Consider the following 14170-nt stretch of genomic DNA (forward strand, 5'->3'; position numbering starts at 1 on the left):
CCCGCCCATTGAAACCACTGCCGACCTGCCCCATCTAACTTGCATACTTCCTTATGCAGGTGCCCCATGAGCGACCAGCAAGAATTCCCGGACATCGACCTCAACGACTACGCCGATCCGGAAAACGCTGAACACACTTCTGCCAACACTGGCCTGGCCCTGCCCGGGCAAAACCTGCCCGACAAGGTTTACATCATCCCGATCCACAATCGGCCGTTCTTCCCGGCGCAAGTACTGCCGGTGATCGTCAATGAAGAGCCATGGGCCGAAACCCTGGAGTTGGTGAGCAAGTCCGACCACCACTCCCTGGCCCTGTTCTTCATGGAAACCCCACCCGAAGACCCGCGCCACTTCGACACCTCCAGCCTGCCGCTGTACGGCACCCTGGTGAAGGTGCACCACGCCAGCCGCGAAGACGGCAAGCTGCAATTCGTCGCCCAGGGCCTGACCCGCGTACGCATCAAGACCTGGCTCAAGCACCACCGCCCGCCGTATCTGGTGGAAGTCGAATACCCGCACCAGCCGACCCAGCCGACCGACGAGGTCAAGGCCTACGGCATGGCGCTGATCAATGCGATCAAGGAACTGCTGCCGCTCAACCCGCTGTACAGCGAAGAGCTGAAAAACTACCTCAACCGCTTCAGCCCCAACGACCCGTCGCCGCTGACCGACTTCGCCGCCGCCCTCACCTCGGCCACCGGCAATGAGTTGCAGCAAGTGCTGGACTGCGTGCCCATGCTCAAACGCATGGAAAAAGTCCTGCCGATGCTGCGCAAGGAAGTCGAAGTCGCGCGCCTGCAAAAAGAAATCTCCGCCGAAGTGAACCGCAAGATCGGCGAGCACCAGCGCGAGTTCTTCCTCAAGGAACAACTCAAGGTCATCCAGCAGGAGCTGGGGCTGACCAAGGACGATCGCAGCGCCGACGTCGAGCAGTTCGAACAACGCCTGGTGGACAAGGTGCTGCCGGCCCAGGCGCAGAAACGCATCACTGAAGAAATGAACAAGCTGTCGATCCTGGAAACCGGCTCGCCGGAGTACGCGGTCACCCGCAACTACCTCGACTGGGCCACCTCGGTGCCGTGGGGCGTGTATGGCGAGGACAAACTCGACCTCAAGCACGCCCGCAAAGTGCTCGACAAGCACCACGCTGGCCTCGACGACATCAAGAGTCGCATCCTCGAATTCCTCGCGGTGGGTGCCTACAAAGGCGAAGTCGCCGGCTCCATCGTGTTGCTGGTGGGCCCGCCGGGCGTGGGCAAGACCAGTGTCGGTAAATCGATTGCCGAATCCCTCGGCCGGCCGTTCTATCGCTTCAGCGTCGGCGGCATGCGTGACGAGGCCGAGATCAAGGGCCATCGCCGCACCTACATCGGCGCCATGCCGGGCAAGCTGGTGCAAGCGCTCAAGGATGTGGAGGTGATGAACCCGGTGATCATGCTCGACGAGATCGACAAGATGGGCCAGAGCTACCAGGGCGACCCTGCTTCGGCCCTGCTCGAAACCCTGGACCCGGAACAGAACGTCGAATTCCTCGACCACTACCTGGACCTGCGCCTGGACCTGTCCAAAGTGCTGTTCGTGTGCACCGCCAACACCCTGGATTCAATTCCCGGCCCGTTGCTGGACCGGATGGAAGTGATTCGCCTGTCGGGCTACATCACCGAAGAAAAAGTCGCGATTGCCAAGCGTCACCTGTGGCCAAAGCAGTTGGACAAAGCCGGCGTGTCGAAAAACAGCCTGTCCATCAGCGACGGCGCGCTGCGCGCCTTGATCGATGGTTACGCCCGCGAAGCCGGTGTGCGCCAATTGGAGAAACAGCTGGGCAAACTGGTGCGCAAGGCGGTGGTCAAGCTGCTGGATGAGCCGGACTCGGTGATCAAGATCGGCAACAAGGACCTGGAAGCCTCCCTGGGGATGCCAGTGTTTCGTAACGAGCAAGTGCTGTCTGGCACCGGGGTGATTACCGGCCTGGCCTGGACCAGCATGGGCGGTGCGACGCTGCCGATCGAGGCGACGCGCATTCACACGCTGAACCGTGGCTTCAAGCTCACCGGTCAGTTGGGTGAAGTGATGAAGGAATCGGCCGAGATTGCCTACAGCTACATCAGCTCCAACCTGAAGTCGTTTGGCGGTGACCCGAAGTTCTTCGACGAAGCCTTCGTGCACCTGCACGTGCCGGAAGGCGCGACACCCAAGGACGGCCCGAGCGCCGGGGTGACTATGGCCAGTGCATTGCTGTCGCTGGCGCGTAACCAGCCGCCGAAAAAAGGCGTGGCGATGACCGGTGAACTGACGTTGACCGGGCATGTACTGCCCATTGGCGGGGTGCGCGAGAAGGTGATTGCGGCGCGGCGCCAGAAGATTCATGAGCTGATCTTGCCGGAGCCCAATCGCGGAAGCTTTGAAGAGCTGCCGGAGTACCTGAAGGAAGGCATGACCGTGCACTTTGCCAAGCGGTTTGCGGATGTGGCAAAGGTGTTGTTCTGACAGTTATGCAGCGCCTGAACTGGCCCCTGTGGTGAGCGGGCTTGCCCCGCGCTGGGCTGCGAAGCGGCCCCTGTGGTGAGCGGGCTTGCCCCGCGCTGGGCTGCGAAGCGGCCCCTGTGGTGAGCGGGCTTGCCCCGCGCTGGGCTGCGAAGCGGCCCTGAAACAGGCAAGCGATTGCTGCCTGAAGAAACGCAGTAGGTTTACCAAGGGCTGCTTCGCAGCCCAGCGCGGGGCAAGCCCGCTCACCACAAGCAAGCCCGCTCACCACGAGCAAGCCCGCTCATCACAATAAACCCGCTCGCCACTATTAAGTGGTGTTTGCCTTCCTGTCACACCTTGTCTCATCTTCGGTTATGCTCGCCCTTCGTCGCCAAACAACGGAGCCCTCATGACCGCTGCCCGTCTGCTTCTCCCCCTGAGCCTTTGCCTGCTCGCCGCCTGTGCCAGTGCGCCGAAGCAAAACGTCACCGTGGAAAAACAGAGCGCTTGCCCGCTGCAACTCAAAACCGGGCAAAACCTGATCCTGACCCTGCCCAGCAACCCCACCACCGGTTACCGCTGGGCCATCCAGGACTCGGCCGGCGGCGTACTGCGCAGCCTGAGCCCCGAGGTCTACAGCAACACCGAAGACACCGGCGTGGTCGGCAGTGGCGGCCAGTCCACCTGGCGCTTCCAGGCCTTCAACGCCGGGCAGGGCCGTTTGCGCCTCACCTCACAACAACCCTGGGAGCCGGAAGCAGAACCGGCCGAAACCTTCGACTGCGCCATTACGGTGAACTGATATGCCATGGATGATCCTTGCGTTGATGGGTGCGGTGACCTTTATCTTCGGCCTGAGCACCCACGCCACCCTGCTCTGCCTGTTGGTAAAGCCGTTGCCGGTGCTGGCGTTGTTGGGCTGGCTGCATGATGCGCCGCCCACCGACTATCGACGCTGGATCAGCCTGGGGCTGATTTTTTCCCTGGTGGGCGATGTACTGCTGGCCTGGCCCGGCGACCTGTTCATCTTCGGCCTGGGTGCCTTTTTATTCGCGCACCTGGCGTATCTGAAAGCCTACTTAAGTGACTGCCGCCGCCCGGCGATTTTGCCGCTGGTGCTGGCACTGGTGGTGGGCGCGATCTTGCTGGGCATCCTGATTTCCCACGGCCTGGGTCCGTTGCTGGTGCCGGTGGTGGTTTACGCCCTGGTGATCAGCGCCATGCTGTGGCGAGCGCTGGCACGCTTGGGCAGCGAGGTACCCAAGCGCTCGGCGTACCTGGCGGCGGCAGGTGCGGCGTCGTTCGTGTTTTCCGACACGTTGATCGGCATCAATCGGTTTGTGGTGGCGTTTGAGGCCGCGCCGTATTTACTGATCGTCAGCTATTGGCTGGGGCAGTGGGGCATTACCGCGTCGGCGTTCCATCAGACAACCCGCGCATCCGAGGAGCAAGTTGGCTAAAATGCCCGGCTTTCCCCCTTCGTCGCCGGAACAGCCGTGAGCAAAGAACCCGATCGCCTATTCGCCCAGCCCCTGCCCCAGGTGCCGGACTTCGCCTTCAACGAAGACGTGGTGCGGGTTTTCCCGGACATGATCAAGCGCTCGGTGCCCGGCTACCCGACCATCGTCGAGAACCTCGGTGTGCTGGCGGCGCAGTTTGCCCAACCCAACAGCGTGCTCTACGACCTCGGCTCATCCCTCGGCGCGGTGACCCAGGCCCTGCGCCGTCACGTGCGCACCGACGGTTGCCGGGTGATCGCTGTGGATAACTCGGCGGCGATGGTCGAGCGTTGCCGCGAATACCTCAATGGCCAGGACTCGATGTTCCAGGAGTTGCTGCCGGTGGAGGTGATCGAGGGCGATATCCTCGCGCTGCAGTTTCAGCCGGCTTCGGTGGTGGCGCTGAACTTCACCCTGCAATTTATCGCCCCCGAACAACGCCTGGCCTTGCTCTCGCGCATTCGCCAATCGCTGCTGCCGGGCGGCGCGTTGATCCTCTCGGAAAAGCTGCGCTTCAATGATTCGCAAGAGCATGCGTTGCTCACTGATTTGCACATCGCCTTCAAACGCGCCAACGGCTACAGCGAACTGGAAATCGCCCAGAAGCGCAGCGCCATCGAAAACGTCATGAAGCCCGACAGCCTCGAAGAACACCGCGAACGCCTGCTGGCAGCCGGGTTCTCGACAGTCGTGCCGTGGTTCCAGTGTCTTAACTTTGCCTCGTTGATTGCCTTGCCATGATTGATCTGTCTCCCCTCGCCCGCCATCTGGTCGGCACTCCCCTGGCCGTATGGGCCCAGGGCCTGCAAGCGCAACTTGATGCGAAGATGGAAAAAGGCCACGGTGACCTGGAGCGCTGGCAAAGCGCGCTGGATGCACTGCCAAAGATCATGCCCAGCGAAATCGACCTGCTGAACGGCCTGCTGCTGGACACCGATTGCGACGATGAAACCCGTGCGCAAATGCGCACCGCGCTGATGGGCCTGTGCCCGTGGCGCAAGGGTCCGTTTGACCTGTTCGGTGTGCATGTCGACACCGAATGGCGCTCGGACTGGAAGTGGTCGCGGGTCGCGCCGCACCTGGACCTCAAGGGCAAACGCATTCTCGATGTGGGCTGCGGTAACGGATATTACATGTGGCGCATGCTCGGCGCCGGCGCCGACAGCGTGATTGGCGTCGACCCGAACTGGCTGTTCTTTTGCCAGTTCCAGGCGGTGCAGCGTTACCTGTCAGAGCCTAAGGCCTGGCACTTGCCGTTCCCGTTTGAAGACCTGCCGCCGCACATGGAAGGCTTCGACACCGTATTTTCCATGGGCGTGTTTTACCACCGTCGTTCACCGATCGAGCATTTGCTGGCACTGAAGGATTGCCTGGTGAAAGGCGGTGAATTGGTGTTGGAGACGCTGGTGGTTGAAGGCGACCAGCAACAGGTGCTGGTGCCCGAAGACCGCTACGCGCAAATGCGCAACGTGTGGTTCCTGCCGTCGGTGCCGGCGCTGATGCTGTGGCTGCGCCGTGCGGGCTTCAGTGATGTGCGCTGTGTGGATGTGAGCGTGACGACGATCGAGGAACAGCGCGGCACGGAGTGGATGAAGTACCAGTCCCTCAGTGACTTCCTGGACCCAGAGGATCACACCAAGACCCTGGAAGGGCTGCCGGCGCCGATGCGGGCGGTGATTGTCGCTCGCAAGTAACCCTCCCCGTAGCAGCTGTCGAGCCCCAGCGAGGCTGCGTCGGGAGCACCGCGCACTAACAGGTGCCGCCGACGCAGCCTCGCTGGGGCTCGACAGCTGCTACGAGAATATGGCGATCAAACTGTGGGTTTGGCTCTTCGTGCCTTGAAGAACTCGCTCAACACCGTTCCGCACTCCTCGGCCAATACCCCGCCTTCATATAGCACCCGATGGTTGAGAAAGCCCTGGGTAAAAAACTGCCCCTGGCTTTGCACAATCCCGGCTTTTGGCTCCAGCGCGCCGTACACCACCCGGGCTATGCGCGAGTGGACGATCAGCCCGGCGCACATGCTGCACGGCTCCAGCGTGACGTAGAGCGTACTGCCCGGCAGCCGGTAATTGCTGACGGCCTGCGCCGCCGCACGAATCGCGACCATCTCGGCATGCGCGCTGGGGTCATGGCCGCTGATGGGGCAGTTGAAACCACGCCCAATGATTTCGCCATCCTGCACCAGCACCGCGCCCACCGGCACTTCACCCAGCGCGGCGCCTTGCGCAGCCAGGGCCAGCGCTTCACGCATGAAGTGCTGGTCGCGGCTGCGGTCGATAATCGCCGTGGGGCGAAACTGGCGCATCACGCCACCTCGATGGCGGCCATCAGGCCGGTTTCCATGTGGTCGATCACATGGCAGTGGAACATCCAGACACCCGGGTTATCCGCCACCAGCGCCACGCGGGCACGCTCGTTCTTGCCCAGCAGGTAGGTGTCGGTGAAGTACGGAATCACCTTGTGACGGTTCGAGGCGATGACCTTGAAACTCATGCCGTGCAGGTGGATCGGGTGTTGGTACTGGGTCATGTTCTTCAATTCGAAAATGTAGCTCTTGCCCTTTTCAAGCTTGGCAATCGGGCGGTCGGCGCAGGTCTTGTCGGTGATGTCCCAGGCCTGGCCGTTGATCTGCCACAGGCTCGGCGGCTTATTGTCCACGTTCACCGAGACCGAGCCAACCCATTCGAAATTGAAGTTGAGTTTCTCGGCATTGGCCAGGTCCGGCTCGGCAATCGGGTTGGCGGGCAGCGCAGGCGGCCACTCGGTGGGCGCATCGGTGCTGGCGACCGAACGGAAGGTGCCCAGGCGTACCGGGCCGTTGCGGATCGACAACTCTTCGCCAGCCGGCGGCGCCTTGATCGCCAGGCAGATGCGCATACCGGGGCCCAGCCAGTATTCCTTGCCCAACGGGCGTGGCTCGATGGGATTACCGTCCAGGGCATAGATCTGCGCTTCAACGTCGGGGATGTTGATGCGATACGTCAGGGTGTTATCAAGGTTAAGCAGGCGCACGCGGGTGATTTGCCCGGCCGGTAAATCGATCACCGCCTGGGACACGCCATTGATGGTCGACAGGCGTCCGGCAGTGCCGCCACGGGCCGCTTCGCGGGGAATGCTGAAGGCGACAAAGGCGCCCTCTTCGTCCACGTGCCAGCTTTTCAGGCTCAGGGTGCGTTCGTGTTTGAAACCGGTGGGTTCGCGCTCTTCGATGATCAGCGGGCCCACCAGGCCACGGCCCAGCTCTTCGCTGCTGTTCACGTGCGGGTGATACCAGTAGCTGCCGGCATCGGGCACGCGGAATTTGTAGTCGAAGTATTCGCCCGGCAGTACCGGCAGTTGCGAGACGTACGGCACACCGTCCATTTCCAGTGGCAGGCGAATGCCGTGCCAGTGGATGGTCGTGGCCACCGGCAGGTGGTTGATAAAGCGCACCCGCAACCATTCACCCTGGCGCACCCGCAGCTCGGTGCCCGGCGCAGAAGGGCCGAACGCCCAAGCCTCGGTCTTGTGCCCTGGCACCAATTCCACGTCCAAAGGCGCGGCGATCAACTCGTAATCGTGCCCCGCCTCGGCCTCAGCGACCTTGCCCAACCAGTAGCGGTAAGCGCCACCGGCGCCGACGCCCACTACGGCGAGACCGGCCAGACCACCCAGGATTTGTCGACGGGAAAACGATTGGGACACAACAACCTCACGTATCTGCCGCGGGTCCGAGCCCCGCAAAGGGCAGATACCATACACCGGCATCACCTAAACAGTAAGGGTTCGCATTGCCACATGTGGGAGCGGCCTTAGTGTGGGAGCTGGCTTGCCTGCGATGGCATCACCTCGGTGCAACTGAAATACCGAGGTGATGCCATCGCGGGCAAGCCCGGCTCCCACACAAGTCACACATTGGATCTTCGTTACTTCAGGCCTTGGCGGCGGCCAGAATCAGGGCTTTCATCTCGGCGACGGCGCCTTTAAACCCGACGAACAGCGCGTGCGCCACCAGCGCATGGCCGATGTTCAGTTCGTTGATGCCCTTGATCGCGGCCACCGCTTCGACGTTGTGGTAATGCAGGCCGTGGCCGGCATTGACGATCAGGCCTTCACCCAGGCCGCAGTTGACGCCGTCGATGATGCGCTGCAATTCGTCAGCCACTTCGGTCGGCGTGGTCGCATCGGCGTACCGGCCGGTGTGCAGTTCGATGGCCGGGGCGCCGACGCGGCGCGAGGCTTCAATCTGGCGCTCGTCGGCGTCGATGAACAGCGAGACTTCGCTGCCGATCTTCGACAGGCGCTCCACGGCGGCCTTGATCCGTGCTTCCTGGCCGGCCACATCGAGGCCGCCTTCGGTGGTCAGTTCCTGGCGGGTTTCCGGCACCAGGCAGATATGCGCCGGGCGAATGCGTTCGGCGAACACCATCATTTCCTCGGTGACGCCCATTTCGAAGTTCATGCGGGTTTGCAGCACGTCCTTGAGCAGCAGCACGTCGCGCTCCTGGATGTGGCGGCGGTCTTCGCGCAGGTGCACGGTGATGCCGTCGGCGCCCGCTTCTTCGGCGTCCAGCGCAGCCTTGACCGGGTCTGGGTAACGGGTGCCCCGGGCCTGGCGCAGGGTGGCTACGTGGTCGATGTTCACGCCGAGAAGAATGCGATTGCTGGTGGTCACGAAAAGCGCTCCTGAAGAGGGAAGGAATCGCTGCACAGCATACACGGGGATGTCAGGGCTTTCGAAACAACTCGCGGCTGACCAATGGCCGACCGCCCAAATGCACGGCCAGGGCCTGGCGCATCAGGCGCTTGGCGGCAGACAAGGCACCGGGCGCAGTCCAGTCGGCTTCGCTCATGGCGAGCAACTCGGTGCCCTGGAACAGGCCTGGTTGCAACAGGTAGACCCGCTCCAGGCCCGCGTCGACTTGCAGGCGGTACATGCCATCGGCGGCGATGGGGTCGCCGTGCAGGTCCTGGCTTAGTTCAAAGCCGTAGCCCAAGTCATCCAGCAGGCGCCATTCGAACGCGCGCAGCAGCGGCTCCAAAGGGCGGCCTTCGGCGAGGGCGAGCAAGGTGGCGGCGTAGTGGTCGAAGACGCCGGGGTGAGGGTCTTCGGCGGGGAGCAGGCGGATCAGTAATTCGTTGAGGTAGAGGCCACTGAACAGCGCCTCACCGTTGAGCCAGTTGGAGGCACCGGCGGCTTCCATGCGGCCCACGTTCTTCAACTCGCCGCGTCCGCGAAACTCCACTTCCAGGGCCACGAAAGGTCGGGCCAGGCTGCCGGCCTTGCCGCGAGCGCTGCGCAAGACGGCGCGCAAGCGGCCTTGGGGCGTAAGGAAATCCACCAGGGCGCTGGTCTCGCGGTAGGCGCGGCTGTGCAAGACGTAGGCGGGTTGGCCGGTGGGTGGGGTTTGAGACATGGGATGTAAGAGTCTCTAAAGAGAAGCCTATGTGACAAAGCGCATTTGTGGCGAGGGAGCTTGCTGTGGCGAGGGAGCTTGCTCCCGCTGGGCTGCGAAGCCGCCCTGAAACCAGGCACCGTGTTTTAGCTGATGGGCCCAGGCGACTGGATTGGGGGCGCTTCGCGCCCCAGCGGGAGCAAGCTCCCTCGCCACAGCAAGCTACCTCGCCACAACAAGCCCCTTTGCCACAACAAGCCCGCTCCCACATTTTATCCTGCGGTGTTGTTTAGAGGTCGCCGTAACCCAACGAACGCAACGCGCGCTCATCATCAGACCAGCCACCCTTAACCTTCACCCACAGGTTGAGCATGATCTTGGAATCAAACAGCAATTCCATGTCCTTGCGCGCCTCGGTGCCGATGCGCTTGATGCGCTCGCCCTTGTCGCCAATGATGATTTTCTTCTGGCCGTCACGCTCGACCAGGATCAGCGCGTGGATGTGCAGGGTCTTGCCCTGCTGCTTGAACTCTTCGATTTCGACGGTGATCTGGTACGGCAGCTCGGCGCCCATCTGGCGCATGATTTTCTCGCGTACCAGTTCGGCGGCAAGGAAACGGCTGCTGCGGTCGGTGATCTGGTCTTCCGGGAAGAAGTGCTCGTTCTCCGGCAGGTAGCCGGCGATCACACGCTCCAGGGCTTCGAGGTTGTGCCCGTGCTGGGCCGAGATCGGCATGATCTGGGCGTTCGGCAGTTGTTCCTGCAGCCAGCTCAGGTGCGGCATCAGCTCGGCCTTGTCTTCGATGCGGTCGGTCTTGTTCAACGCGACGATCAACGGGCCGGTGACGTACTGCACACGCTCCAGAACCATCTGGTCTTCGTCGGTCCACTTGGTGCGGTCGACCACGAAGATCACCACGTCGACGTCTTTCAACGCCGCCGAAGCGGTTTTGTTCATGTAGCGGTTAAGCGCCTTTTCGCCGCCCTTGTGCATGCCCGGGGTATCGACGTACACCGCCTGAACGGCGCCTTCGGTCTTGATGCCCAGCATGTTGTGGCGGGTGGTCTGGGGCTTGCGCGAGGTGATCGCCAGCTTCTGTCCCAGGATATGGTTCAGCAACGTGGACTTGCCCACGTTCGGACGGCCGACGATGGCAACATAGCCACAGCGAGTTGCGGTTGAATCAGTCATGGCCATTCTCCACGCCCAGGGCAATCAGTGCTGCTGCGGCCGCTACCTGTTCGGCAATACGACGGCTCACACCCTGACCTCGGCTTTTTTCATTCAGTAAGGTGATTTCACATTCGACGAAGAACACTCGGCAATGCGGCTCACCCTGGATATCCACCACTTCGTAACGCGGCAGGTCGCAACCACGGGACTGCAGGAATTCCTGCAGGCGGGTCTTCGGATCTTTGTTGGTGTCTACCAGCGTCAGGCTTTCAATCTCGGTCGACAGCCAGGCGACGACGCGCTCTTTGGCCGCTTCCATGCCCGCATCGAGGTAGATCGCGCCGATCAGTGCCTCAAGGGCGTCGGCCAGGATCGACTCGCGACGGAAACCGCCGCTCTTCAACTCGCCAGAGCCCAGGCGCAGGTAATCACCCAGGTCGAAACCACGGGCCAGTACCGCCAGGGTCTCGCCTTTTACCAGCCGCGCACGCAGGCGCGACAACTGGCCTTCGCGGGCAAGCGGGAAGCGCGTGAACAGGGCTTCACCGGCCACGAAGTTGAGGATGGCATCACCGAGGAATTCCAGGCGCTCGTTGTTACGCCCGGCAAAACTGCGGTGTGTGAGGGCAAGGATCATCAATTCCTGATCCTTGAAGGTATAGCCGAGCTGACGCTCGAGACGGCTTAGAGAAACGCTCACGGTTTACCCACATTCAGTTCGAGGCACCGGTGGCCTGCGACGATTAACGCTGTGTTCAAATTCAAATCCTGGTGGTTGCTGCATGGAGCCGGACTTTGTCCAAGCCCCAGAAAAGCATTCGGCGCTGTGTTCACAGCGCCGCATGGATTACTTGATCAGCCCCACCCGCGAGAAATTCGGCAGGTGACTGAGCTTGGGTTCCGGCCAACTCATCCAGACCGCGAAGGCCTTGCCGACGATATTCTGGTCGGGGACCATGCCCAGCAGCTCTTTGGGAATATTGGGGTCATCCCAGTAGCGGCTGTCATTGGAGTTGTCGCGGTTGTCGCCCATCATGAAGTAATGCCCGGCAGGCACCGTCCATTGGTTATCGGGCGGCGAACGGTAGCGGCTCATTTCCTTGCGGATTTCGTGCTCCACCGCCCCGAGTTTCTCCTGGTACAACTCGGCGCTGCCCAGGGTATTCGGCTCGGAACCGATCAGTTTTTCGGCCACCGACTCGCCATTGACGAACAGGCGCTTGTCGCTGGTGTAGCGAATCACGTCGCCCGGCAGGCCCACTACACGCTTGATGTAGTTGACGTTCGGGTCGCTTGGGTAGCGAAACACCATCACATCGCCGCGCTGCGGGTCACCGATCTCGATGACTTTCTTGTCGATCACCGGCAAGCGGATCCCGTAGGAAAACTTGTTCACCAGGATGAAGTCGCCCACGTCCAGGGTCGGTTTCATAGAGCCCGAAGGGATCTGAAACGGTTCCACCAGGAACGAACGCAGCACCAGCACGATGAACAACACCGGGAAGAACGATTTGCCGTATTCAACCAGCATCGGCTCTTTGTTCAGTTTCTCGACCACCGCCACATCGGGCTGGCTGACGCTGCCCTGATAGGACGCGATGGCTGCCCGGCGACGCGGGGCGAAGAACACCAGATCGAGCAACGCCAACAGACCGCAAACGGCAACGGCGATGACCAGCAACAGCGGGAAATTTAGTGACATAGGACCTAACTATCCAACCTGAGCACCGCAAGGAAGGCTTCTTGTGGAATTTCCACGTTGCCCACTTGCTTCATGCGTTTTTTACCGGCCTTTTGCTTCTCGAGCAGCTTGCGCTTACGGCTGACGTCGCCGCCATAGCATTTGGCCAGTACGTTCTTTCTGAGTGCCTTGACGGAGGTCCGTGCAATGATCTGCCCGCCAATGGCGGCCTGGATCGCGACGTCGAACATCTGGCGCGGAATCAGTTCTTTCATCTTTTCGGTCAACTGGCGACCTTTGTAGTGCGCGTTGTCCTTGTGCACGATCAGCGCCAGGGCATCGACCTTGTCACCGTTGATCAGCACATCCAGCTTCACCAGATTAGCTGATTGGTAACGGTCAAAATGATAATCCAGCGAAGCATAGCCGCGGCTGGTGGATTTGAGACGGTCGAAGAAGTCCAGGACCACTTCGTTCATCGGCAAATCGTAGGTCACTTGCACCTGGGTACCGAGGAACAGCATGTCGTGTTGCAAACCACGCTTTTCAACACACAGGGTAATGACGTTACCCAAGTGTTCCTGCGGCACAAGAATATTGGCCCGCACGATCGGTTCGCGCATGTCTTCGATGGAAGACAGGTCCGGAAGCTTGGACGGGTTGTCGACGTAAATCGTTTCACCGGTTTTCAGCAACAGCTCAAAAATAACGGTTGGCGCGGTGGTGATCAGGTCCAGGTCGTATTCGCGCTCGAGGCGCTCCTGGATGATTTCCATGTGCAGCATGCCCAGGAAACCGCAACGGAAGCCGAAGCCCAGGGCGTCGGAGCTTTCCGGGGTGTACTGCAACGACGAGTCGTTGAGGGTCAGCTTCTGCAGGGCTTCGCGAAAATCCTCAAAGTCGTCGGAGCTGACCGGGAACAGGCCGGCGTATACCTGCGGCTGGATGCGTTTGAAGCCCGGCAGCACGTCGACGTCAGGGGTGGCGCTCAAGGTCAGGGTGTCACCCACCGGTGCACCATGGATGTCCTTGATACCGGCGATGATGAAGCCCACTTCACCGGCTTTCAGATCAACGGTTGCGGTGTGCTTGGGGTTGAACACACCCACGCTGTCCACCAGGTGGATCTTGCCGGTGGATTTGACCAGGATCTTGTCGCCCTTCTTCACACGGCCGTGGCGCACGCGTACCAGGGATACAACGCCCAGGTAGTTGTCGAACCAGGAGTCGATGATCAACGCTTGCAGCGGATCTTCGTAGTTGCCGGTGGGGGCTGGAATGGTCTTGACCAGGCGTTCGAGCACTTCGTCGACGCCCAGGCCGGTCTTGGCGCTGCACTCGACGGCGTCGGTGGCGTCAATGCCGATGATCTTCTCGATCTCTTCCTTGACGCGGTCCGGATCGGCCTGTGGCAGGTCGATCTTGTTCAGCACCGGCATCACTTCCAGGCCTTGCTCGATGGCGGTGTAGCAGTTGGCGACGGACTGGGCTTCAACGCCCTGGCCCGCGTCCACTACCAGCAGCGCACCTTCACAGGCCGCCAGCGAACGGCTGACTTCATAGGTGAAGTCGACGTGGCCCGGGGTGTCAATGAAGTTGAGCTGGTACTTGATACCGTCTTTGGCGGTGTAGTACAGGGTAACGCTGTGGGCCTTGATGGTGATCCCGCGCTCGCGCTCGAGGTCCATGGAGTCCAGCACCTGGGCTTCCATTTCACGCTCGGCAAGGCCGCCGCACATCTGGATGAATCGATCGGCCAGCGTCGACTTGCCATGGTCAATGTGGGCGATGATGGAGAAATTGCGGATATGACTCAAATCACTCACGGATCAACACTCAAAAAGGCTGCAGGCAGACTGCCCGCTGAAAAATAGCCGGGAATTGTACCTGATGCGCAGACCAGACGTCATCCACGGTGACCAAGAACAAAAATGCCCCGTTCGTTCGAGCGGGGCATTTTTTGTTCATAAGC

Annotated in this window: 13 protein-coding genes; 5 read left to right on the forward strand and 8 right to left on the reverse strand. The window is 61.2% G+C overall.

The window, feature by feature from the left end; genetic code table 11:
* Nucleotides 1-66 precede the first annotated feature (66 nt).
* From lon to cmoB, 5 genes are all read left to right on the forward strand, one after another.
* Nucleotides 67-2487, forward strand: coding sequence for an endopeptidase La (lon, locus tag ACZRN6_RS14305; RefSeq protein ID WP_322143332.1), 2421 nt, complete (start codon nucleotides 67-69; stop codon nucleotides 2485-2487).
* A 388-nt stretch (nucleotides 2488-2875) separates the two neighbouring features.
* Nucleotides 2876-3268, forward strand: coding sequence for a protease inhibitor I42 family protein (locus ACZRN6_RS14310; RefSeq protein WP_010176924.1), 393 nt, complete (start codon nucleotides 2876-2878; stop codon nucleotides 3266-3268).
* A gap of 1 nt (nucleotide 3269) precedes the next feature.
* Nucleotides 3270-3926: a lysoplasmalogenase gene (locus tag ACZRN6_RS14315; protein ID WP_464008243.1), complete on the forward strand. Its 657-nt coding sequence runs from the start codon at nucleotides 3270-3272 to the stop codon at nucleotides 3924-3926.
* Between the two features lie 36 nt (nucleotides 3927-3962).
* Nucleotides 3963-4706, forward strand: coding sequence for a carboxy-S-adenosyl-L-methionine synthase CmoA (cmoA, locus tag ACZRN6_RS14320; RefSeq protein WP_322143330.1), 744 nt, complete (start codon nucleotides 3963-3965; stop codon nucleotides 4704-4706).
* Entirely contained in the window at nucleotides 4703-5659 is a 957-nt protein-coding gene (gene cmoB, locus ACZRN6_RS14325) for a tRNA 5-methoxyuridine(34)/uridine 5-oxyacetic acid(34) synthase CmoB (protein WP_464008244.1), read from the forward strand. Before cmoA ends, cmoB begins: the two co-directional genes overlap by 4 nt.
* 116 nt (nucleotides 5660-5775) lie before the next feature.
* Here the strand turns inward: cmoB and tadA are convergent, their stop codons facing one another.
* The 8 genes from tadA to lepA form a co-directional block, all read right to left on the reverse strand.
* Nucleotides 5776-6273, reverse strand: a complete 498-nt coding sequence (gene tadA / locus ACZRN6_RS14330; RefSeq protein ID WP_322143328.1) for a tRNA adenosine(34) deaminase TadA — start codon at nucleotides 6271-6273, stop codon at nucleotides 5776-5778.
* Entirely contained in the window at nucleotides 6273-7652 is a 1380-nt protein-coding gene (locus tag ACZRN6_RS14335; protein WP_322143327.1) for a multicopper oxidase family protein, read from the reverse strand. Before ACZRN6_RS14335 ends, tadA begins: the two co-directional genes overlap by 1 nt.
* A gap of 226 nt (nucleotides 7653-7878) precedes the next feature.
* Nucleotides 7879-8622, reverse strand: coding sequence for a pyridoxine 5'-phosphate synthase (pdxJ, locus tag ACZRN6_RS14340; RefSeq protein WP_464008245.1), 744 nt, complete (start codon nucleotides 8620-8622; stop codon nucleotides 7879-7881).
* A 52-nt stretch (nucleotides 8623-8674) separates the two neighbouring features.
* Nucleotides 8675-9364: a DNA repair protein RecO gene (gene recO / locus ACZRN6_RS14345; protein WP_322143326.1), complete on the reverse strand. Its 690-nt coding sequence runs from the start codon at nucleotides 9362-9364 to the stop codon at nucleotides 8675-8677.
* Between the two features lie 268 nt (nucleotides 9365-9632).
* Nucleotides 9633-10535, reverse strand: coding sequence for a GTPase Era (gene era / locus ACZRN6_RS14350; protein ID WP_003210432.1), 903 nt, complete (start codon nucleotides 10533-10535; stop codon nucleotides 9633-9635).
* A complete protein-coding gene (gene rnc / locus ACZRN6_RS14355) occupies nucleotides 10528-11217 on the reverse strand; it encodes a ribonuclease III (RefSeq protein ID WP_322143325.1) in 690 nt (229 codons plus the stop codon). Before rnc ends, era begins: the two co-directional genes overlap by 8 nt.
* Before the next feature lie 147 nt (nucleotides 11218-11364).
* Entirely contained in the window at nucleotides 11365-12219 is an 855-nt protein-coding gene (lepB, locus tag ACZRN6_RS14360; RefSeq protein ID WP_322143324.1) for a signal peptidase I, read from the reverse strand.
* Between the two features lie 5 nt (nucleotides 12220-12224).
* On the reverse strand, nucleotides 12225-14024 hold the full coding sequence (lepA, locus tag ACZRN6_RS14365; protein ID WP_464008246.1) for a translation elongation factor 4: 1800 nt from the start codon (nucleotides 14022-14024) through the stop codon (nucleotides 12225-12227).
* Nucleotides 14025-14170 lie beyond the last annotated feature (146 nt).

The sequence above is a fragment of the Pseudomonas sp. A125 genome (assembly GCF_055409485.1).

Bases quoted from the DNA above. Each gene is read 5' to 3' on its own strand.
- lon (WP_322143332.1), top strand. From the start codon at position 67: ATGAGCGACCAGCAAGAATTCCCGGACATCGACCTCAACGACTACGCC.
- ACZRN6_RS14310 (WP_010176924.1), top strand. From the start codon at position 2,876: ATGACCGCTGCCCGTCTGCTTCTCCCCCTGAGCCTTTGCCTGCTCGCC.
- ACZRN6_RS14315 (WP_464008243.1), top strand. From the start codon at position 3,270: ATGCCATGGATGATCCTTGCGTTGATGGGTGCGGTGACCTTTATCTTC.
- cmoB (WP_464008244.1), top strand. From the start codon at position 4,703: ATGATTGATCTGTCTCCCCTCGCCCGCCATCTGGTCGGCACTCCCCTG.
- tadA (WP_322143328.1), bottom strand. From the start codon at position 6,273: ATGCGCCAGTTTCGCCCCACGGCGATTATCGACCGCAGCCGCGACCAG.
- recO (WP_322143326.1), bottom strand. From the start codon at position 9,364: ATGTCTCAAACCCCACCCACCGGCCAACCCGCCTACGTCTTGCACAGC.
- era (WP_003210432.1), bottom strand. From the start codon at position 10,535: ATGACTGATTCAACCGCAACTCGCTGTGGCTATGTTGCCATCGTCGGC.
- lepB (WP_322143324.1), bottom strand. From the start codon at position 12,219: ATGTCACTAAATTTCCCGCTGTTGCTGGTCATCGCCGTTGCCGTTTGC.